21 protein-coding genes are annotated in these 22,624 nt (G+C 43.5%); 9 read left to right on the top strand and 12 right to left on the bottom strand.

Annotated elements, in window-relative coordinates:
* Complete coding sequence (locus UNH61_RS09500) at positions 1 to 540, bottom strand: sigma-70 family RNA polymerase sigma factor (RefSeq protein ID WP_326991855.1); 540 nt, start codon at positions 538 to 540, stop codon at positions 1 to 3.
* 229 nt (positions 541 to 769) lie between these two features.
* On the opposite strand from UNH61_RS09500, the gene UNH61_RS09495 reads away from it, so the two are divergent.
* The 4 genes from UNH61_RS09495 to UNH61_RS09480 are packed head-to-tail and all read left to right on the top strand — an operon-like array spanning position 770 to position 7,370.
* On the top strand, positions 770 to 4,072 hold the full coding sequence (locus UNH61_RS09495) for a SusC/RagA family TonB-linked outer membrane protein (protein WP_326991854.1): 3,303 nt from the start codon (positions 770 to 772) through the stop codon (positions 4,070 to 4,072).
* A 19-nt stretch (positions 4,073 to 4,091) separates the two neighbouring features.
* Positions 4,092 to 5,531 carry a RagB/SusD family nutrient uptake outer membrane protein gene (locus UNH61_RS09490; protein ID WP_326991853.1) on the top strand — a complete coding sequence of 480 codons (1,440 nt, stop codon included), beginning with the start codon at positions 4,092 to 4,094 and terminating at the stop codon, positions 5,529 to 5,531.
* A gap of 9 nt (positions 5,532 to 5,540) precedes the next feature.
* Positions 5,541 to 5,990, top strand: a complete 450-nt coding sequence (locus UNH61_RS09485) for a protein-disulfide reductase DsbD domain-containing protein (RefSeq protein WP_326991852.1) — start codon at positions 5,541 to 5,543, stop codon at positions 5,988 to 5,990.
* 18 nt (positions 5,991 to 6,008) lie between these two features.
* Positions 6,009 to 7,370, top strand: a complete 1,362-nt coding sequence (locus tag UNH61_RS09480; RefSeq protein WP_326991851.1) for a redoxin domain-containing protein — start codon at positions 6,009 to 6,011, stop codon at positions 7,368 to 7,370.
* Positions 7,371 to 7,646: 276 nt separating this feature from the next.
* Here UNH61_RS09480 and UNH61_RS09475 read toward each other — a convergent pair whose 3' ends face one another.
* From UNH61_RS09475 to UNH61_RS09425, 11 genes are all read right to left on the bottom strand, one after another.
* The gene (locus tag UNH61_RS09475; protein ID WP_326991850.1) at positions 7,647 to 7,901 is read right to left on the bottom strand and encodes a DUF6520 family protein; all 255 of its coding nucleotides are present in this window, start codon (positions 7,899 to 7,901) and stop codon (positions 7,647 to 7,649) included.
* A gap of 483 nt (positions 7,902 to 8,384) precedes the next feature.
* On the bottom strand, positions 8,385 to 11,066 hold the full coding sequence (locus UNH61_RS09470; protein WP_326991849.1) for a lanthionine synthetase LanC family protein: 2,682 nt from the start codon (positions 11,064 to 11,066) through the stop codon (positions 8,385 to 8,387).
* 6 nt (positions 11,067 to 11,072) lie between these two features.
* Positions 11,073 to 11,552 (bottom strand): hypothetical protein, encoded by a 480-nt coding sequence (locus UNH61_RS09465; RefSeq protein WP_326991848.1) that lies wholly within the window; start codon positions 11,550 to 11,552, stop codon positions 11,073 to 11,075.
* Entirely contained in the window at positions 11,549 to 11,998 is a 450-nt protein-coding gene (locus tag UNH61_RS09460) for a MauE/DoxX family redox-associated membrane protein (protein WP_326991847.1), read from the bottom strand. Before UNH61_RS09460 ends, UNH61_RS09465 begins: the two co-directional genes overlap by 4 nt.
* 273 nt (positions 11,999 to 12,271) lie before the next feature.
* On the bottom strand, positions 12,272 to 13,306 hold the full coding sequence (locus UNH61_RS09455; protein WP_326991846.1) for an AraC family transcriptional regulator: 1,035 nt from the start codon (positions 13,304 to 13,306) through the stop codon (positions 12,272 to 12,274).
* 251 nt (positions 13,307 to 13,557) lie between these two features.
* Positions 13,558 to 13,935: a VOC family protein gene (locus tag UNH61_RS09450; RefSeq protein ID WP_326991845.1), complete on the bottom strand. Its 378-nt coding sequence runs from the start codon at positions 13,933 to 13,935 to the stop codon at positions 13,558 to 13,560.
* Positions 13,936 to 14,010: 75 nt separating this feature from the next.
* The gene (locus tag UNH61_RS09445) at positions 14,011 to 14,808 is read right to left on the bottom strand and encodes a helix-turn-helix transcriptional regulator (RefSeq protein WP_326991844.1); all 798 of its coding nucleotides are present in this window, start codon (positions 14,806 to 14,808) and stop codon (positions 14,011 to 14,013) included.
* A 10-nt stretch (positions 14,809 to 14,818) separates the two neighbouring features.
* Entirely contained in the window at positions 14,819 to 15,316 is a 498-nt protein-coding gene (locus tag UNH61_RS09440; RefSeq protein WP_326991843.1) for an anthrone oxygenase family protein, read from the bottom strand.
* Between the two features lie 81 nt (positions 15,317 to 15,397).
* Positions 15,398 to 16,984 carry a beta-N-acetylhexosaminidase gene (locus tag UNH61_RS09435; protein ID WP_326991842.1) on the bottom strand — a complete coding sequence of 529 codons (1,587 nt, stop codon included), beginning with the start codon at positions 16,982 to 16,984 and terminating at the stop codon, positions 15,398 to 15,400.
* A gap of 80 nt (positions 16,985 to 17,064) precedes the next feature.
* Complete coding sequence (locus UNH61_RS09430; protein ID WP_326991841.1) at positions 17,065 to 17,868, bottom strand: hypothetical protein; 804 nt, start codon at positions 17,866 to 17,868, stop codon at positions 17,065 to 17,067.
* Positions 17,820 to 18,188 carry a tetratricopeptide repeat protein gene (locus UNH61_RS09425; protein ID WP_326991840.1) on the bottom strand — a complete coding sequence of 123 codons (369 nt, stop codon included), beginning with the start codon at positions 18,186 to 18,188 and terminating at the stop codon, positions 17,820 to 17,822. Before UNH61_RS09425 ends, UNH61_RS09430 begins: the two co-directional genes overlap by 49 nt.
* Positions 18,189 to 18,368: 180 nt before the next feature.
* Here UNH61_RS09425 and UNH61_RS09420 point away from each other — a divergent pair, with 180 nt between their 5' ends.
* The 5 genes from UNH61_RS09420 to UNH61_RS09400 are packed head-to-tail and all read left to right on the top strand — an operon-like array spanning position 18,369 to position 22,622.
* The gene (locus UNH61_RS09420; RefSeq protein ID WP_326991839.1) at positions 18,369 to 19,007 is read left to right on the top strand and encodes an START domain-containing protein; all 639 of its coding nucleotides are present in this window, start codon (positions 18,369 to 18,371) and stop codon (positions 19,005 to 19,007) included.
* Positions 18,994 to 19,797, top strand: a complete 804-nt coding sequence (locus UNH61_RS09415) for an SDR family NAD(P)-dependent oxidoreductase (RefSeq protein ID WP_326991838.1) — start codon at positions 18,994 to 18,996, stop codon at positions 19,795 to 19,797. The genes UNH61_RS09420 and UNH61_RS09415 overlap by 14 nt, the downstream gene beginning before the upstream one ends.
* A 3-nt stretch (positions 19,798 to 19,800) precedes the next feature.
* Positions 19,801 to 20,775, top strand: a complete 975-nt coding sequence (locus UNH61_RS09410; protein ID WP_326991837.1) for an NAD-dependent epimerase/dehydratase family protein — start codon at positions 19,801 to 19,803, stop codon at positions 20,773 to 20,775.
* Positions 20,776 to 20,793: 18 nt separating this feature from the next.
* Positions 20,794 to 21,870, top strand: coding sequence for a histidine kinase (locus UNH61_RS09405; RefSeq protein WP_326991836.1), 1,077 nt, complete (start codon positions 20,794 to 20,796; stop codon positions 21,868 to 21,870).
* Positions 21,867 to 22,622, top strand: a complete 756-nt coding sequence (locus UNH61_RS09400; RefSeq protein ID WP_326991835.1) for a LytTR family DNA-binding domain-containing protein — start codon at positions 21,867 to 21,869, stop codon at positions 22,620 to 22,622. The genes UNH61_RS09405 and UNH61_RS09400 overlap by 4 nt, the downstream gene beginning before the upstream one ends.
* The last annotated feature ends 2 nt before the right edge of the window (positions 22,623 to 22,624 follow it).

The raw sequence follows: 22,624 nt of genomic DNA, 5'->3' as shown, positions 1-22,624 counted from the left end.
TTAATTAAACCCTTTCAGGTTATTACGCAATTCTTTCAGTGCTGCGAGCACCTGGTTTTTGACTGTTTGTAAGCCCACTCCCCGCTTTTCAGCGATCTCTTTCTGACTGATCCCTTCCAGGTATTGCATTTCAAAAGCCGTTCTGCTGGCGGGCGCAATTTTATTGATGGCACGCCGCAGGCGCAGGCCGAGTTCTTTGTTTTCCAGCTCCGCAGGTGTCGCAAATATTTCGCGAATATAAGCGTATTGCTGACGCTTTGAGCGACTGTTTTTCCGGGCGCGGATAACATTGAAGCAATGATTTCTGACGGCACCGTAAAGATAGTTCCGCAGGGACGTTTGCAACTCCACACTATTTCTTTTCAACCACAGCCAGGCAAATACCTCCTGTACCGCATCGCGGGCCTCCTCATCGCATTGCAGTTTCTGTGAGGCTGCTATAAAGAGCAAATGCTGATACCGTTCCACCAAACAGGTAAAAGCTGATTGATCGCCCTTCTTTACCAGCCCGAATAGTATTTCATCGTTTATTTCCGACATACGGATGATGGTTAAATTTCATATGCAAGCAAATAAAAAAAACACCGACAACTGTAAACCGGATGTTAAGAAATCAAGGTTTCTATGTTGTTCATATTATGTTAACATCAAAACAACGTGGTAGGTATAGTACCTCCTGATAGATTCTGTTCCTATTAAGTACATGTCATGTGCATCCTCTTTTCCCTCTGAATGATAGTTAGTAAAAAATCCTCCTTAACAAACACTTATGAACAAATTTTTAAACCTACGGCTCGGATCATTAATGATCCTGATGTCAATGCAATGCTACCTGCCTTTACAAGCGCAGGATAAAGGGGATGAACGGGTGACACTGATGGCGGGAGATGTAACCCTGGCCAGCGTATTGAAGAACATAGAAAAGCAAACGCATAAGCGTTTTAATTACAGTGAAAATGAGCTGAATACAAGAGAAAAGATACATGTGAGTTATAGTGATGCGCCGTTGCATCAGGTACTGGGGCAGCTTTTCACGGCGAAGGGGATATCGTGGAAGGTGATTGACAACGGGATTTATCTGAGAAAGGAGGATATGCCGGTAAAGCAGCCGGCTCCGGCAGATTCCAACAACATCTCCGTTATCAGCGGGGTAGTAACAGATGAAACGGGCGTGCCGCTGCCTGGAGCAACTATTATAATCAAAGGCACTAACGTTGGTACCAGCGCTGATTTAAACGGAAGATTTCAGCTTACAAATTCTTCATCCGGAACTATATTACGTATCAGCTTTACCAGTTTCGAAACCAGGGAAATTTCTATAAAAGAAAAACGTTCACTGAATGTGATGCTGAAAAGAGTGGTGGGAAAGCTCGATGAAACGGTAGTAATAGGATATGGTACTACTACTAAACGTTTTAATACCGGAGCAATCAGTACCGTGAAATCTGATGTAATCGAAAGCCAGCCTGTCACCAATCCGTTACAGGCATTGGAGGGAAGGATACCGGGGTTATATATTTCTCAGGCGTCGGGGATTCCAGGTGCAGGCGTAGTGGTGAAATTAAGGGGACAAAACAGTATCGTAAACGGTAACGATCCACTGTATATTATTGATGGGGTGCCCTATTCTTCATCCTCTCCTATTTCACCCAATCTCGGAGGCGGCCCACTGGGAACCCAAACTCAGAATCAACCGGGTGGTGGCCTCAGTCCTTTTAATCTGCTTTCTCCATCGGATATTGAACGTATAGATGTACTGAAAGATGCAGATGCAACTGCTATTTATGGTTCACGGGGTGCCAATGGTGTTATCCTGATTACTACTAAAAAAGGGAAGGCGGGCAAAACAAAATTCGACTTCAATATATCTACAGGAGCGGGGAAAGTCACCAACATGCTTTCTTTGCTGAACACCAAACAGTATCTGGCGATGCGCAGAGAAGCATTAACCAACGATGGTAAAACTGCCGGGCCAGCAGATTATGATATAAATGGCACCTGGGACACCACCCGGTATACCGACTGGCAAAAATTATTGATTGGTGGAACTGCAAAACTTACAAATGCCCAGGCTGCTATATCTGGGGGTAACGACAATACGCAATTCTCTGTGCGAGGTGCTTACTCCAGGCAAACCACTGTGTATCCTGGCGATTTTTCCGATAAAAAGGCATCAGCATCTTTTAGTCTTACTCATAGTTCTACCAACGGAAAATTCCATAGTAATTTAAATGGCAGTTACCTCAATAACATTAATAATCTCCCTATGTTCGACGCCACGTCAAGCACCCTTATTGCTCCTGATGCCCCACCATTATATGATGCAACAGGCAATTTGAATTGGGCCAATAATACATTCATAAATCCGCTTACTTATACCAAAAGGACTGTCGACTTCACCGCTGACAATCTCATCGGAAATCTGTCTCTGAGCTATGAAATAATTCCAGGTCTTTCTCTTAAGACCAGCCTGGGATACAACTATATAACAACCAGCCAGACCCATAGAATTGGCTCCAATTCTCTTCCTTCATATATGGCAAATGACCCCAACTCCCGGAAAAATAACTTCGCTAATACTTCCATCAAAAATTGGATCGCAGAACCTCAAATCAACTATGACAAGAGAATAAATAACAATCATATCAGTGTATTAATAGGGAGCACATTCCAGCAAAACAGCAATCTTGTTAATTCCTTTCTTGCATCGGGGTATACCAGTGATGCGCTAATCGGCAATCCAGGTGCAGCAGCCAATATACGTGCACTAACATCAGTAAATTCACTGTATAAATACAATGCAATTTTTGGTAGGCTGAATTATACCTACGATGATAAATATATCATTAATCTAAGCGCACGAAGAGATGGTAGTAGTCGGTTTGGGCCTGGTCGTCAATTTGGCAACTTTGGTTCAGTTGGCGTAGCGTGGATCTTTTCCGAAGAAAGATGGATAAGAGAAAATATCCCTTCACTAAGTTTTGGTAAACTGAGAGCCAGCTATGGAACTGCCGGCAATGATCAAATCTCGGATTACAAATTCTACAGTACCTATTCTACAGATTACAACAACTATATGGGAGTTTCAGGCCTGATGCCAACGAATGCTCCCAACAGTAATTTCCAATGGGAGCTGAACCGAAAAATAGAACTTGGCCTCGAAACAGGGCTATTCAACAACAGAGTTCAACTTAATCTGGATTACTATCGGAATAGAAGTGGCAATCAACTACTAGCTTATGCTCTACCCAGTACAACTGGATTTTATTCCGTTTTGTTTAACCTACCCGCTATTGTTCAAAATACTGGGATTGAACTGGATATAACATCTGATAATATCAACCTCAACGGATTTAATTGGAAGACTAGCGTTAATATTAGCATTCCTAGAAACAAACTAGTCAGCTATCCAAACCTCGAAGCATCAAGCTATAAAAATTCGTTTGTTATAGGGAGATCAATACTCGGTAGAAAGTCATACCAATATACCGGAGTAGATCCCGTGACTGGTATTTATACTGTATTGGACGCCAATAACGACAACATCTATGATCCAAAAGATTATATAAAATTTGGAGAAACTACACAAAGGTATTTTGGAGGCCTTCTTAATACGTTCAGCTACAAGAGTCTTGAATGTGATGTATTTCTGCAATTCACCAAGCAATCTGGGTTTGATTATGTTTCTAAATTATTTATTGTTCCTGGCAGCTACAATACCAATATCCCAGTCGAATTACTCAACAACGTCTGGCATAATAAAGGAGATCGGGCTCTTTATCAAAAATTGAGTACGGGTGATGCAAATACCAACCGTGGATTGAATTATCGATCTAATAGTGACGCTTATGTAACTGATGCTTCTTTTATCCGACTGAAAAACATAAGTATTTCATATGTGCTTCCAAGACGCTGGCTACAACGCATGCAAATACAAAATGTCAAACTCTATCTTCAAGGGGAAAACTTGTTAACCTTCACCCACTATAAGTGGCTAGATCCAGAGATAACAGCTGGGTATGCATTACCTCCATTAAAAATGGTCGTTGGTGGAATACAAATTTCTCTCTGATAACAAATCTAATCAAGCTATGAAAAGTCAAAGAAATGAAATCAATAACCGGATTCAATCATCCCTTGGCATCCATGTGATACTAAAAATCAGTATTCTTCTGATACCCTTTATATATGCAGGGTGTAAAAAATTTGTGGTGGTAGATCTTCCTCCAACGTTAATGGTAACTGAAAACGTGTTTAAAGAAAAATCAACTGCTATTGCAGCAGTTACAAGCATATATGGCCAAATGACTTCAATACGCAGTATTGCAGCAAGCACAGGGTTGTCCTCGGATGAATTAATTGGCTACAATAATGGCTACGATAATAATCTGAATTACAGACTTTATGTAAACGGATTAAGTGCAAATGACGGAACGAACCTGATATGGTCTAACGCTTACAGCTATATCTACCAGGCAAATGCTGCCCTTAGCGGACTATCGAAGCCGGGTAATCTATCGACAGCAGATAGAAACCAATTAATCGGTGAATCGGTATTTATCCGCGCATTCTGGTTACTCTATCTTACTAATCTATATGGAGAGATACCCATTGTCACATCCACTGATTACAACATAATTGCCTCCCAGTTACGTTCTTCACAAGCAGATGTATACAAACAAATTATAAGTGATCTTACAACTGCCCAACAGCTGCTGAGCGACGACTTTCCTGATATATATAACAATCCAGGGCAGGAAAGGGTCAGACCCACAAAATGGGCGGCCACAGCATTACTAGCGCGAACCTATCTGTTTATCACCGACTATGCTAATGCAGAAACACAAAGTAGTATGCTCATCAACAATAGGCAGAAATTCAGCCTCTGTTCATCCCTCAACAATGTGTTCTTAAAAAACAGCAGCGAGGCCATCTGGCAGATCGCGCCTCCCAATGGCAAATATCAAACAGATGATGGCAGCTACTTTATCCTATTGGCGACTCCAATTAGCAATGCCGTATCAGTCAGTCAACAGTTGCTAAATACATTTGAACCAGGTGACAGACGGCTAAGTTCTTGGATAAATAGCATAACAGATGGAGGAAAAACGTTCTACTTTCCATTCAAATACAAAGTTAAGAGTGGAACTGGTTCTTTAACAGAGTATAGCATGATATTACGGCTGGCTGAACAATATCTAATTCGTGCCGAAGCTAGGGTACAGCTCAATAAAATTGCAGAAGGGGCGGCCGATTTGGATAGTATACGTTTAAGAGCAGGTCTGACTAAGACAACCGCCAACTCTAAAGATCCACTCTTAAAAGCAATACTCCATGAACGGCAAACTGAGCTATTTGCGGAAGGATTTCGCTGGACAGACCTCAGCCGGGCTGGGGTACTTAATCAGGTAATGTCAATTTTAACGCCACAAAAAGGCGGGGGTAGTTGGCAGAATTTCCAGCAGCTATACCCTATTCCAATTTCTGACATACAAAGCAGTCAACATCTACAACAAACTCCCGGGTATTAATTCAACATCATGAAACTAAGATTTATACTATTACTGACTTGTTTTACCTGGTTTGTCAATACAACCATGGCACAGATTCAATGGAAATTTACCAGCAAAAAAATAACTGATAGTTTATTTGAAATTCACCTTAGCGCCTCAATCCAGGATGGATGGCATGTTTACTCTCAGATACAACCGCAGGAGTCGATTGTAGATCCCATCGAGATAAAATTTGACGAAACACCCGAAATACAATTCCTTGGCGGAGTCAAAGAAATTGGAAACAAGGAGTTCCGGGAAAGTAAAGTAGCGGGGATAAAATCATGTGAATTCAAATCCTTTGTGGATTTCGTACAGACAATAAAAACAAGCAAAAGTTCACCAATATCATTAAAGGGGAACATTACATTCATGCTATGTTCCGAGGAACAATGTCTCCCTCCAGAAACCAAGGTATTCAAAATACAAATACAATAATATAAAAATACAAATCATATGACTAAATTTTTGGGAATGCTCTTGATGTCACTATGCTTCCAAGTTGTTTACGGCCAAAGCTTCAGCACTGAATCAGAATACCCCGAGGATGGCAAACTCTGCCCAAACTTCCAATTGACTGGCATTAAAGATTACACGGTAAGTAGTGCAAATATTAAAGATTTCCGTGGGAAATGGCTCTTACTTGATTTTTGGGACAAACATTGTCTCTCATGCATTGAAGCCCTACCTAAAGTAAACGAACAACTAAAGAAGTACAAGGACCGCCTACAGTATATATTAGTAGGTCGAGAAGACAAAGAAAAGAAAATTTACACCCTCTATAGTAATCTAAAAAAGGAATTAGGACTTAATATTCCATACCTATATGATACCACGTTATTCCGTCAGTTCGATATCTTAGCATGCCCCACAATCGTAGTAATCAATCCGGAAGGGGTAGTATACAAATATATTTCCAGTCCTTCAGACAGACAACTCGAGGCGATGATGGCAGGGCAATCCGTTGCATTTTTCAAAACGCCCAGACTTCATGGGCGAGTGGATTCATCCGGTAATTTAAGTGCTCTTAAAGATAACGACGAGCGGCTTATTTTTAGATCCCAGTTAGTCAAATCCGGGCTCAATTTTAATTTTAATGCTGGATTCAGCGCAGAGTTTCTGCTTCGTAACGGAAAATTCGAAACATGTGCTGCAACTCTATTCAATCTATATATGCTGGCATATTTCGGTCAGTTTACAATAGGAGGCAGCAAGGACACTTTGTACGGAAAAATTTTTAGTCATCCAATAATTGAAACATCTGGACAAACAATTCTATCAAAAGATTCAATTGATGACATACGATATTGTTATAGCCTTGTTTTACCTCAAAAAAGTAATAAAAATATTGCAATGCATATTATGCGAAATGATCTAAAAAACTACTTTGGCTATGATGTTTCCATTGAAGAAAGAGAGTTCCCCTGTTGGAAACTCACATCCAGCGAATCAAGCCGTAGGAAACTTGCAACCCAAGGGGGAACGCCATATCTCAATGGAGGTATGGATGGATTTGTTGCAAGAAACTATCCTATAAAGGAATTTCTTTCGCTATTTACCATGTTTAATAACAGTCTAAGGAAAATACCAATAATAGATGAAACTGGTATTAAAGGTGGCATTGATATTCAATTTAAACATCCCTATTTTACCGAAGAAGAAGTCAAAAAGGGGTTAGAAGAAAACGGTCTTTCGCTAAAAAAAGATCATATTAAAATGAAAGTATTAATACTTCACAATGTAACGAATTCGCCAAACGATCATATAATTACGGAAAATCAAGACATATTATCTGCGTCAAATATCCAAGCTAAATAATTATGGTAATTCGTAACAGATTCCCTGAATGATTACTACAATGAGGTGGCCTAGCAAAGAGCATCTCATTGACGACTTAATCAACTGGACATTTAAAGTTATTAACGCAACAAATATTGTTATAGTAAATATTATCACAGGTAATACATTATTGTCTTACAATAAGATCTTAGCTATCTGTTTCTCTAATTCCAAACAATTAAATTAATATTCCCAGATTATTCGATTAATAAGGTAGCCTGAGTATCCAAGCTACCTTATTGATTGATAACCTTTTTAACGTTGTCTTATGAACTTAACATTGCAAGCACTAGCAATAGTAAACACTGTTTGGGCGGGCACACCTGTTGCTGTACGACATGTAAGATCACTACCAGCTATGCAAGGTGTTGTAACAGTTATACAACCAACCTTTAAAGTAGTAAACACTTTAGCTTTAATATTCCTTACATTTGAAGCCATAGTAGCAAAAGCTCCGGCAATACCCAATGTGAGTGTAACTGCACCCAATAACAATTTTGTATGTCTCATATGATTTTTTGTTTTTTAAATCAAAAAACAAAAAAAACTTTAGGATTAATTTAATACACCTACTCTATCTCAGGTTTTCGGTTTCCCCTGTTTTTCACAGTACCTCTGCAGAAAGAACTGTAAACTTTATGTGCACAAAAATCAGCAGCCATAAGCGGCAGGAAAGATTAGTAAAGAATTTTTAATGGTATTTAGTTATAGATTCTCCGAAATACATTTCCACCACAAATGCTCGCCAGTGTAAATATTGTGTTACGTGGTATCTGACCTAATACCGTAAAACATGTAACTCCGCTACGATCCAGGAGACAGGGGGTATATATTGTAATGCAGGCCACTTTGAGGCTGGTCCATACCTTCCCCATCGCATACCGGCTATTAGTAGCCATTGTTGCAAATGCTCCCGCAACCCCTAGTGCCAATGTACCTATTCCTATGAATAATTTTATATGTCTCATATCATTCAAATTAGAAAGTAAAAAATTACCTTGTCAATAAAAATGGGATCTGTTGCTTCATTCTGTACTTCATTAAAAAATGTATAATACCACAATTCCCGGTCATCAGATCCGTGACGGGCGCGTTACCAAAAGATATTGGCCAATACGTATATCCACCTTTATTAGTTATCGCAAATCGTTGCAGCATGTCAACAATTATATCGGCACGGTCTTGCCACACCGTCTCTCCAAATATCTCAGCGGATTCCAGATACACTTCTCCTACACCAGCTAGTCCTCCTGCTTGAGAAAAATCCAATCCAAGAGGAAAATCCGGCAGTTCCGATAATATTGATGTGGCTACCTTTTTGTAGAGCGGATCGCTAAAATGTTTATATGCTCTTATAAATGAAAATGCTATTCCAGGTACACCATATTCGAAACTATACCAATAAGCATATTCCGTATTCTTCTTTTCTTCAAAATAATGCCCATTACGGCGTCTTCCCATTTTCTCCAGGCAGGCTAATCCTCTCCGAATTGCCAATGCAACACCTTCATGCGGAATAATTTGGATATAGGCCAAGAGAAAAGTAACAATACCTGGTATCCCCTTCGCAAAGCTGATATCCATTAAGCCCTTATTATGACTCCTTGCCTCTATTGGCCATGAACCATCCTTCAATTGGCTAGTCAATAATCTCTCAACATATTGACTCAACAGCGTATTTTTTTTATCCTGCTCAACCCATTGCTCACTTAACAACAGTGCCATTCCCTGACCCGAAATTCCATTGGCAAAGTTCATGCCCTGGGCGGGTTCGTCAAAGCAATTCTGTAACAGTAACGCCCACTTACGTCCATCTTCCACCAACGATACGTCTAAGGCGGCTGCTATAGCAACCGCAATACCGGCCCGCCCATGGTAAAATCCATATAACTGCTTCTCCGGCTTTGTTAACCAATCATGGAGAAATTCCATACATTTCTCATATGGTTGTATCAACTCAGATACATCATATCCCATGCGACGGGCTATGGCAATACAATAGGTAATTCCGGATATACCATTATACAGATTCGGTAAGTACGCCCTTGATATATTGCCATGCCGGTAGCTAATTTCAGGAACCACAATAGAATCCCACATCAAATCCTCTGTCAGGCAATTATTTTTCCGCAGGCCATTCAACCCTGAATTGATAAGCAAATCGATTTGTGATCCCTCCGGTTTTTGTGCCACGGGATAAACCTCGCTATATTTACCTGTAACAAGTTGCTCCCGGTAGTTGATTATCTTATCAATAATAACTTCAACAGTAGGCCGGATATACGGCGATGTAGATACACAGTCTGCTATTAACGTACTTATTTCCTCACTGCCTATAAATAGGTTGACATTGCTTAGCAAATGTTGTTTCTCCTTTATGTTGAATTTTGTAGGCGGCATTCCCGTCATCACAAATATCATTAGTGCTCCGATTGCATATAAATCTTCAGCAACGGTAGGAATTTTTGCCGCTATCTGTTCTGGCGACATATATCCCCAAGTACCGAGTCTGAATGGAGGTTCCTTTTCCCCTTTCTTTAGTGAATAGGATAATTCCAAGTCTATCAAAAATATCTGTCCCTTTTTATCAATGAGGAAATTCGCCGGAGAAATATCGCGATGAACATACTTCTTTTCATGAAGTTGCGCTATAATGTTCATCACCTTAATCAGATAATCCAACAACAGCACCTTTTTCTCCAAGGGCAGTTCCTTCCAGTTCCGGCCCATATATGAAGAGTACACTATATTCTCCAGCGAAGTTCCTCTAATAAATTCCATCGCCAGGTACTGATCTCCATTTACTTCAAAAAAATCAAAGATCTCAGGCATTGGAATAATTCCCCGTAAATCATTATACAATTCAAATTGCCATCGTAGCCGGTCCTGAATATCCCTGTCATAGTCATCCATCCACATATTTTTTTTTCCCTCTTTGATAATACATTGTCGGATATTCAGAAACCCTTTCATATAAATCCCTTTTATTACCTGTCCCTTTACATCATCTTTAATCACTGTAAGTAATTTGTATTTGTCTTTCAGCAGTTTCCCCTGACGCGGCGGTAATACCGGTGTTATGCTTTCAAAAGGCCATGATACATCAACTGGAGGCACAAATGGGAAGGTATACTCATCTAATACCAATGTCCCTGCTATATTATAAATAAATCGCTTCCCTGGGGATTCGGGCAGCTTTACAGGATTGTAGCTTCCATAACGAGTATACACTATGCCCCCCAAATGCCTATCTGTTGGAATAAATGGTCCTCTGATCCCCTCGGTTAGCTCTATCATCTGTTTAGCTAATAAAATAATATCTGTATATTCTTGCGGATATAAGGCAATTGTTTTACCCAGTCTCTCATACCCCAGATCCCCGTTCTGTAAATGCCGTCCTGTTTCAGTGTCCCGAATAATATAAAATGGCACCTCCAACTTCATGAATATGGGGATCAACACACTCGCCAGTTCCGCCAGATTGTATTCAGATACCGATAGATGTATTATCCAACCTTGTACCTGCTTTATTTCTCCTACTTTCAAATAAAATCCCTCTTTCTGAAATTCAATTCCATAACCAGTCAGTACCTCAGAAAAATCTGTAAATTTCCGTTTCTTTTGCCTTTCCGGTACCAACCCGAAAACAACTTCATCTTTTGGATCAATCGGCATAATTAACTATTTAAACTCTTTCAGATAACCTTTCAACATATCGATATTAAACTCTCCCTTAAGGGTCCATCTCAATTGGCGATGTTGATCGTAAACTAATGATGATGGTATAGTCCGTAACCCGGACAATTTCACAAAAACACCCTGATAATCCTGTCCTACCACTATATTAGAATATTGCTGCAGTCGATAAAACTCCGTGAACTCTCTTATTCGGCTTATCGGCTCTATACTGATAAAATAAAAGTGGATCTCCTTTAAACCATCTATATGTTTGATAAGATCATAGGTTTCACTTTGGCAATGTTCACAATACGGACTAAAAAAAACCAACATCGTCACCTTCCCCTCCGGTATCTTCCCCGTACTAAACACCGTTGTACTATCCGGCATCAGTATATTAAAAACCGGTATCTGGCTTTTCTTCCGGAAAACACAGGCCTGCAATATCACACAGCAACATAGCACCATCATCACCCCTCTCATACCATCTGTATTTTACTTCCTGTGAATTCCTGCCTGTTGCTCCTATCCATCACCACCGCAATAATCGCCATCACAGTAAAACACGCGTTAAATACCAGATGCTGTGGCCAACTCATCAACCTCATTACCCCTCCACAAGAGCAGGGCAGATCCACACGAGGATATCTTATCACCATATAAGCCACGTAAATCGTAAAAATACCCATCAATACCGCCGAAGCTACCAGCGCCTTTCTCCGGAACCTGGGTATGAGCAGACAAAAAACAATCAGTACTTCGATTGCCGGTATAGTAGGCACGAAGTAAGCAACATGGTCATGCAACAATGGATGCTGCCTTAGCTGAACCATGAATGCATGCTGGTCCCACAACTTCGTCACCCCCGTATACGTAAACAACAACACCAATAAATAACTAATAGCATCAACTACGACACTTTTCTTCATAATCATTTCTTTAAAACTGGTAAAACAATTCATTTCCGGGCAGGCGATTTCGCCTACTCCTCCACCGGCGTGGAATGAATATCAATGATGAGGTACTGCAAATACTATGGCGTTAACCAGATATCAAGGATTTCATTGGCATATATAAAATTCGTTATTCTGAGGGCTGTCTTTTAATTCAACAGGTAACTTGCTATCATTCTTTTTTTCCGCGTCTATGTAAAGATCAAAACTTAATCTTAATATAATGTTCAATAATTCGAATAAAAAAACTTACAAAAATTCGCCTTTATCCATCTTTTGCTGCGCATGCCTGCGCCGGAATTCCCTCGGTGAACAATGGTGTATCTTCTTGAATACGAATGAAAAATAATTGGTGCCGGCAAATCCCACATGATATGCGATCGCAGTAACCGGCATGTCTGTATTTCGCAGTAGCTCTGATGCCTGTTTCACCCGCAGATGTTCTATATATTCTTTTGCCTTTACACCAAACAATCCCTTGAAACCTTTTTCAAATGTCCGGAGGTTCATCCCGGCTTTCCGGCTAAGGAACTGCATCCTCAACGGTAAATGATAGTTCTCCCGGATGAATAACTCCGTTTCCATCAATCGTTGCCGCTGGCTCTCCTGCCGCACCTCCTGCTTATCTACCGTTTCCAGTACAGTAAAGTAGCTGATCAGCAAATCATTGATCCTGGCATGCAGGAAAATAAGCTGGGCCGGCCCCGTTAAGGTGCAATGCCTGATGGCATCCAGTATTTTTCTTTCTTCTACTCCCATCCTGAAAACCGGCAATACATCCCCCGCTGCTGCTCCGTTTCGCTGCGCTTCGTAAAGCTGCTGAAAAGCCGGATGCTGTGCTGCAAACGACAACAAAAACTCGGGAGAAAAAGAACAATATACCATCTCACTCCGCGATTCTGTCAGGAAAATACCGCACTCCAGATGCGGTGGCATATACCCGAATCCGAATTTACCCTTCTGCAAGGTGAAACTTCCATATCCCGGCAATTCAACAGATACCTTCCCCACTGGTACGCAAACGATGGCTACCATCGGCCGGTCTGTCACCGCCCGCACTATTGCCGGATGCTGCATGGAAAAAGTCAGCCAGCCAATCGCCCAATGCCTGCTCTGCAACTCCTGGATAATGTAATCCCCGCTGTCCGTTTCCATATACTTTACCGCTGCCTCCTTTATGGCTAAATGCTGATAATGCAGCGGCAATTGTTGTATCGATGTTGTAATCGTGTCGGAAGCGGCCGATAGCAGAAATCTCATAGTGGCAGGATAGTCTATAATCATTCTTACTCTAATTTAGTGGGTGATACAAACAGCTCATCGGTTGACACAGGCTCGCCCACCTGGTCAATCCGCGCTGGTGGAAACAACGCATTCTGCCAATTTAGTTGCTCCCACTGCGGTTATATGGCGATAATAAAAACTTAACATTGAAACAGAATATAACGTAAACGAATACACGCTAGTAGTAAATCATCTCAATAAAAAAGGCCGGCACTACCGTACCAGCCATTCTCCGCTCAAATTCGTAATTGCTAATTCGTAACTCCTGTGATCCACCACGTATTCCCAAACGGATCTTTCACGCCTCCTGAACGACCGTAATGCTGATCCGTCATCGGCATCACTTCCGTTGCTCCCGCTTTTATGGCCTTGTTAAACGCCGCATCAGGATCATCCATATAAACGAATAACCCCGCATTCTCAACGCCCCAGTTGGCGGTGCTTTCGGCGAACATGATTGCGCAGTCGCCAATGGCAATTTCACAATGACTCAATACTTTCGTCTCCTCGCGGTAGCTACGGAATGTCTCCTTCGCATCAAATACACTGGTTGTAAACTTGAAAAAACCTTCTGCATCTTTTAAGATCAGATAAGGTATGACGCGCTGATGTCCTGCTGGTAATTTCATAACTTTTCTTTTTAGATTTGTTTGCTCCTGCAAAGTTGCAACTGCCACAAGAGATAAAATTGGAAAAAACCGACATTATACATCCCGCCAGGCGGTGGCTTCTGACTGCCCTGAGAAAAAAACCTTCGGATGCAATCCGGAAAAGAATTTGAACTCGTTGATAAAATGCGCCTGATCATAGTAGCCGCATTCCAATGCAATATTCCCCAGGCTCATTTTATCAGCCTCGTAGAAAGAGGCCGCTGCCTGGAACCTCACTATCCTTGCAAACATCTTTGGAGATAATCCTGCATATTGCCGGAACTGCCGCTCAAACTGCCGCTCGGAAAGATAATAACGCTTCGACAACGCCGCTATACGCTCCACCGGCGCCTGATGAATGATTTCCCGGATAGCTGAAAACACGGGAAGCTCAGCCATTCGCACCGCTGCCAGACGCTGTTCTGTAAACCTGCAGATGATCTCACAACGCTCTTTCGTATTTCTCGCCAGCACAATGCGCTCTTCTAACTCACTCCCCACAGATTTTAACAGATACCCCAGCTCTGCCGTTTCATTTGCCAGCTCACAGGCCGGTAACGAAAATAAAAGTGGTATTGCCTGCGGATAGAAATATACCGCGAAAATACCAAAACCCGATTCTATCGTGTAACGACGCAATACATGCGAGGCCCCGTGCAATCCGGCAGTGAACGACTTACTCCGTTCTCCCTTCTCATCAATTTCATCAAAATGGCCGCGGGTATGGAATACCAGTTCTACACAGGCATCGGCCATACCGTAGTGGGTATAGCCGGTTTCGCTGTTCATTACCCAGAAAAACCGGATAATGTCTGCTAAATGTGCCGGTGGCGGAATGGTCAGGTATTGCATGGATATAAATTTACGAAGATTGTTTGTCTTTCGTAAGACAGGCAGCTACCACCAACACCAATGCCACCATCCCTGCCAGGGTTCGCACCATATGTAAGCTATTCCACGGACCTTCAAAAGCCCCGCGGGCTGCCCTGATCTGCGCTGCGGTTGCTCCCTGTAACTGAAAAGCCGCCAGCTTATCATTCAACGGAATGTTCCCCGCAACAGTCACCCCAAAGGTGCCGATCACGAAAATCACTGTGGCTGCCAGCAATAACGCGGAACGCCGCGTAAAAGCCGGACGGGAATATAACCACGTCACCACCGGCAGCAACACCGGCGCTCCCATAAAGCTCAATAAAAAAGCAGGATTTACGATGGCGATATTTATCTGCTGCATGGCATCCATATACGTAGCATCTGATAACTGCGAAAATGCAGGGATCACCGAAACGGCAAAGGCATAAAATACCCCGGTTACAAGGGAGGTAGTGATCAGGGCCAGGGCCAGTAAAATAGTTTTCATTTTATTTTCCGGGGATTTTTTTTGATTCCCATGGCAATATTACCGCCATCCCGCGGATAAGAATAGAACAAAACCGACACGCTAATCTATATACTCCGTTCCCTTCCCTGATTCTTTGTGCTGTTCCGGAACAAACGGATTGAAATAATACAGTTTATCCTGATCATACAGCGGCAGCTGCGCTTTTAAACGCTGTTCAAATGCTTTGAAATCCTTCCTGCCCGCAGCTGTCCAGGCTGTTTCCGCCAACGCGGCAATCCTTGGAAATAATAGGAAATCGAGCCGGTTGTTACTGTGAATTGTTTCAGACCATAAACAGGCCTGTATCCCCAGTATGCCGGACTCATGCCCCACCGTGGCCGGCACTTTCGACATCAAAAAATCGTAGACCGACTGCAGCTTATTGAACTCTCCTTTCGCCCAGCGGCGCCCGATCTTATGGGAGCTGTCCTGTACGAAATCGAAATAGAAAGGTAAACGCGGGCATATCACCACGCTGTACCCCTTATTCAGCGCCATCGTCAGGTTCTCCGGCTTCTCATGCCGCCACCAGCATACTATGGTACTGTCAGGAGGCAAAGTAGCAGTAGCTATTTCATCCCAGGCCATCACTTTATTATGCAGCTTTAATACGGTATCGGCCATACGTTGAATGAAGTAGTCTTCTACCTGCTTCCTGTCTTTCAGGCCATAAGTTTGCTTCAGCCGTATAATGCCGGTATCCTTATCCCAGCCTGCATTTCCAAATGTTACCTCATCTCCGCCGAGATGTATGATCCCTGCCGAAAATAGTTTACCCGTTTCCGTTAGTATATCTGCGAGATAGGCATAAGTTCCTTCCCGGCCCGGGTTGAAGGTGAACTGCGGATACTTATCTGTCCCCCCTCCATCAAATGCCGGATAAGCCCTGTTAGCCGCTCCTGCATGCCCGGGCATATCTATCTCAGGGATCACTACAATATAACGGGCCGCTGCATAGGCTACTATCTCCCTGATATCTTCCTGTGTATAATACGCTGCCGGTGCCTTGGGGTCTGCATAATTACCAATCCCTCCTACGGTGGTCAGCAACGGGTATTTCTTAATTTCCAGTCTCCAACCTGGCATATCTGTTAAGTGCCAGTGAAAGCGGTTCAGTTTATAGAATGCCATCCAGTTAAGCAGCTGCTTCACTTTTGCTTTTCCGAAAAAATGCCTGGACTCATCCAGCATCAGCCCTCTCCAGTGATACAACGGCGCATCCGCGATATTCCAGCAGCTAACGGCTGCCGGCGTACCGGCCGATACCAGCTGCAACAAAGTAGATATCCCGTTGAATACACCTTCTTTATCGACGGCTTGTATCTCTGCTGCTTTTTTGTTCATATGCAGCGTATATCCTTCTGCGTTAGTTGCTGTATGAACCTTTGCCAGTTTAATAACGGAAGATGATGTTCCCGCACCGATTGCTGCCTGCACGTGAAAACGCTGCAACAGCTCTTCCTGCAGGTAGCGGGCCAACTCCTGCAACGAAGTATCTGCTGTAACAATGATGGTCTTATCACTCAGTTTAAATGTTCCCGCCGCCTTTTCTGCCTTTGCCGGCAGAGGAATTACAGGACAAGCCTGCTGTGCAGTAGTGGTTATACTGCCAAAGATAGCCACCGCTAGTATCAGGTATTTTTTCATATTCACTTGTTAGTTTAGGCAAGACTATAAACAAGCCCGCCGGCTACCTGACAGGCAGCCGGCGGACAAATTAATAAAACTTAGTACTTCTCCATATTAAATTTATTATCGTCGGTAATACTGATCGCATGTTCCCTGAACCAATCCACAAAAGCCTGCCATTTGGCATCGTTAGCCAGTTGCCAATGATTGAAAGCGACTTTATCCCCTTCGCTCAGCAACCAGTAATTATAAGCCTCCAGGTGCCCGGCCGTCCTGATTTCCCGTTGACGATCGAACAATACCACCGGCTGTCTGGTCTGATGCCCCTGCTGTTCGTACACATCCAGAAAACGTGTGCGTACACGGTTTAATGATGCCAGGTCAATACGCTTCTCCCCCGCCAATGCCAGGCTCAGCACCGGTTCATATACCCTTGTGCCGTACATCTGTTTCATATTGTTTGCCTGATTCAGCAACTCAGCCAACGCATTTGCCCCATCCTTGGGATTATAATTAATATTGATGGTCATCGGCCCCGCAAAATGCACGCTGATACTCGTATCTGTTGGAAACTGGATCTGTGATTTATAAGTATCGTAGAGAATTTTACTGATATCTGCTGTTCGTTTTGAACCAGACTCCAGGTTCATAAACAACTCCCCGTATATCATTCCCCAGTATTTCTGGGCCGATCCCAGGCAAAATAATCGTGCGGCCCAGTAATAGTTGGAAGAAAACATAGGCGCCTGTTCTATCCCTTTTTCAAAGAATTGAACGGCTTTGCTATAATCTTCCTTCTTTATCTCCATCACTCCCCTTTCCAGGTAAAGGTTCCCGGCAGCCGGATAGCGCTTCAGACCATCTTCATAGGTATCAATGGCATCTTTGGTATTCCCGAGCAAATCTTCACAATTCCCCAATAACTGGTATACCCGCTGCCCGGGTCATCTCTCTTCAACAGCCCCCGTAGGATCTTCCGGGCGGCCTTATAATCCTGCTTAATATAAAAGGCGGCTGCCTTTTCGTAGATGATGGCCGGATTATCGGGATCCAGCTTCAGGGCCTCGTCCAATAACGCGATAGCGGCATCGGGATTGCCATTGTCCATCAGTTGAACTGCCTCTTTTTTCTTTTCTTCAGCAGCGTTACTATTATGCTGTGCTACAACAGAGAGGCTCAGTAACAGGCTATAGCTCAATATCAGTTTTTTCTGCCAGTTCATATAAGGGATATTTTTGTATAGGATGCGGGCTCGATTGCCTTTCCACAAAATTAATATATAAATATTCCTTCATTACTCCTAACAAAGATATCTACAGGTCAGGGTGCTTATCCTACAATTCAACGGAAAATCGCTGGCCGCCCGTGCCAGCCTGCGCATTTTTGCAGTAAATGATGATGTATGGCACACCTACCTGTTTTATTGATGAGCAGCATTATTTTTATCAGGTCCCTTTGGGTGGATACGGGCGATTTTAAGCTGGTGAAACACGATCAGGCGATCTCCCTGTATGAGCGCTGGATTCCCGGAAGTAACGGAGACAATGTCCGCGAAATCAAGGCAGTATTTTTTGTAAAGACCGAAATCCCGGCAGTGATAGGCCTGTTCAGGGATCAGGCCCGAGGCAAGGCCTGGAATACCAATGCCAGCGAATATAAGATCGTACCCGCTCCACAGACCACCAACTGGATAACGTATATCCGGTACGATATTCCCTGGCCGGTCGATGATCAGGACTGCCTGCTGCTTTACCAGTACCATGCCCTTTCGGGCAGTGATGCCGCTGAGGTGGCGTTTGAAAGCATTGCCGATAGCCGCTTTCCGCTGTATAATAAAACTACCCGTATCACCGGCACCCGCGGCAAATGGCTGATAGAGCCTGCTGCTCCGGGAGAACTGAAAATTACCTACTTGGTAACTACGGACCGCAGTCGCAGGATTCCCCGCTGGGTATCGGATCCGATCATTCACGATAACCTGTTCAGGACCATGAGCAAATTCAGGGGCCTGCTCGAAAATAAAGTATATGTCAAACAATAACTATACGCTCATTACCGGCGCTGGTTCCGGCCTGGGCAGGGAATTCGCCATCCAGTGCGCACGTATGGGCAGAAACGTTATACTTATCGCACTTCCCGGCAGCAACCTTCTTTCTGTAGCCGAAAACCTGGAACTGGAGTATGATGTGAAGGTTCGCGTATTTGAGTTCGACCTGTCGGACAGTGACATGCTGAAACAACAATTACAAATCATTACAGCGCAGCATCGCATCGATTTTCTGATCAACAACGCCGGTGTGGGTGGCACATCTTCCATTACCACTACCTCACTGGAACGGATAGACGATATTATCATGCTCAATGTACGCAGCACTGTTTTGCTGACGCATCTCCTGATTCCGCATCTGCTGCAGCATCCCAGGAGTTATATCATGAATATAGCCAGCATGGCTGCTTTCACGCCCATCGCTTATAAAACGGTATATCCGGCGTCGAAGGCTTTTATCTCTTCTTTCTTCCTCGGACTAAAAGAGGAGCTGGATAATACAGGGGTACATGTAAGCGTGGTCTATCCCGGTCCAATCATGACCAATTCCCATACTTCCCGGCGTATTATCAGCCAGGGATTGAAAGGAAAAATGGGACTGTTGTCTACTCCCGCACTGACAGAGATTGCACTGAAAAGAACACTCGCAGGCGCCCCGGTGATTATTCCCGGCATTATGAACAAAGTAAATCACACCCTGATGCAGCTGCTGCCGCTCACATTGCGACTGAAACTGGTATCCCGGGAAGTGAAAAAAGAAATTCCTTATTCTTTATCTCTCTGAAAAATGAAAAAAGTATTGGTCACCGGCGCCAGTGGCTTCCTGGGTTCCAACCTTACACGGGAATTATACCGGATAGGTTATGATATAAAAGTATTGATAAGGCCTTCGGCAGATATAAAATGCATCGCTGATATCCCCTGTGAAATCTTTTTCGGGAGTATCGATAACCAGGAAGATGTTATGGAGGCTGTAAAAGGCTGTGATATTGTGATCCATGCCGCCTGTATTACGGAACAATGGGGCGTTTCCTTTGATGCTTATGAACAGGCTAATTTTACGGCTACCCGCTATATTGTAGCGGCTTGTCTCGTCCGCCAGGTAAAGCGGCTCATTTATGTAAGCACTGCCAATACCATTGGTCCCGGCAACAAAAACAACCCGGGAAATGAGCTGAACGGATTTACATTGTTCAACGCCAACTCAGGTTATATCAACAGCAAATACCTTGCTCAGCAATATGTGCTGGAACAGGTAGTAGCCCGGCAATTGCCGGCTGTGGTAGTGAATCCAACTTTTATGATCGGTCCGCAGGATGTGAAACCCAGCTCCGGCAAACTTATCCTGTATGGTCTGAAACACCGGCTGCTCTTCTATCCGCCGGGCGGGAAAAACTTCGTACATATCAGGGATGTATGTAAGGGTATTATCAGCGCTATTACAAACGGGAAGGCAGGTGACTGCTATCTCCTGGCCGGCCACAACCTCAGCTACGGCGAGTTTTTCAGACTGCTGAGAAAAATATCCGGCAAAAAACAGCTGCAAATAAAGATACCGGCGTTTATACTCAGGGCTGCCGGGCTGTTCGGCTCTATCCCCGGTATTTCATCGAAATTGAACTATACGACCGCTTACTTGTTATGCCTGGATAACTACTACTCCGGTAAAAAATCGGAACGTGACCTGCAGGTGCGGTACACTCCGGTGGAAGCCGCTGTATCAGGGGCATTCAACTGGTTTAAGGAAAATAACTATTTTTAGAACCAGACAAACAACCAGATGAACTTCCAGGCGAATGAAAAATTATTTTCCAGTAAGCTGTTCCTGTATCTGTCCAGGATACTGATACTGTACACCTTCAGCACCATCTTTAAATCCTTCGATCAGACATTTATTACAAAATGGCAGATAATGGATTTCAGAGGACAGGTGTTCAGTTTTTGCTATGTTGTTGTAGGCCTCATTGTTTGGGAAGGTGCAACGTGGCTGGCTACACGAATAGATAAGAAGACGATGAACAAAAATGCCTCCGGGCGACTGATACTGCTTTGTGGTATCCTCCTGATATACGGGCTGCTGGCGGCTTTCCTGTTCGGTCTTTGGTATGCCGGTATGGATGCATTGTTTTTTCATCGTTACGAAGCCTGGGAAAGCGTCAGGCGCTTCAGTTACGAATTAAATTTCGGGGCATTCATGTTTTACCTGCTGATACTGGCTTTCAACGGCATTATATTTTACTACTCCGGCTGGAAGGAATACCAGCTCCAGACAGAGCGGCTGATGCGCGAAAACATACAGGCGAAATACGATGCTTTGCGCAACCAGATAGATCCACACTTTTTCTTCAACTCTCTTAGTGTGCTGACCAACCTGGTGTATAAGAGCCCCGACCTGTCGGCCGATTACATCACGCAACTGGCCAAAACCTACCGGTATATACTGGACAAGAAATTTGAGAACCTCGTACCCGTACAAACGGAACTCGATTTCCTGGATTCTTATCTTTTCCTGATCCGTATCCGGCATCAGCAAAGCATACAGTTTGTTGCGGAAATTTCGGATAAGGTACGTACCAAAGGGCTGATACCACCGGTTACCCTGCAATTGCTGATAGAGAATGCTATTAAGCACAACCGGTTTTCTGCCCATGATCCGCTGGTGATCCGTGTAGAGCACGACGATAATTTCCTCATCGTATCTAATCACATGCGGCCCAAGGCCCATCCGGAAATTTCTTCCGGAATAGGCCTGGAAAATATACAAAACCGCTATGCGCTGATCGGTAATAGTAATATCGTGATCCTGAAGGAAAATGAAATGTTTATTGTCAAACTACCCATTATAAATGCGTCATGAAGGTTGTAATTTTTGAAGACGAAATACACAACGCCGAGCGCCTGATACAACTATTGCAGAAGTGTCAGCCTGAAGTAGAGGTGGCCGCTGTGATCACATCCGTGGAAGACGGCATCCGCTGGCTGGAACAGCAACACCCCGTTGATCTGATGTTGATGGACATTCAGCTGTCGGATGGCAACTGTTTCGAGCTCTTCAGCAAAACAAGCGTACAAACGCCCATCATATTCACCACTGCATATGACGGCTTTGCCTTACAGGCATTCAAGGTAAACAGCATCGATTATTTAATGAAACCGATCGACCTTGAAGAACTGCGCAATGCCCTCAGGAAGTATGAGCAATTCAGGCCTGCCAGGAACTATACACTGGATATCAGCAGGCTGGCAGAAGAATTCCTTCGCCGCGACAGTGCCCGTTTCATCGGACGGATCAACAACCAGCTGATCTATGTCAAAGCAAAGGACATTGCCTGGCTGCAGTTTGCCAAAGGAACTACCTGGGCTACAACCGTCAGCAATCAGCGCGTTCCGCTCGACTACTCACTTGATCAGATCGAGAAGCTGCTGGACAAACACCAGTTCTTCCGGATCAACCGGCAGTTTATCATTCAAATAGATGCCATCAAAAAAATTACTACTTATTACAATAGCAGATTAATTCTTCAATTAACGCCCGATGTTGATACTGATGTTATTATTAGCCGTGAGAGGGTTACGGAATTCAAGAGCTGGCTCGAAAACAGCCACTAAGC

The organism is Chitinophaga sp. 180180018-3 (assembly GCF_037893185.1).
Classification (GTDB): Bacteria; Bacteroidota; Bacteroidia; order Chitinophagales; family Chitinophagaceae; genus Chitinophaga.
The sequence above is the reverse complement of the archived record's forward strand: the minus strand, read 5'-3'. Positions and strand labels throughout refer to the sequence as shown.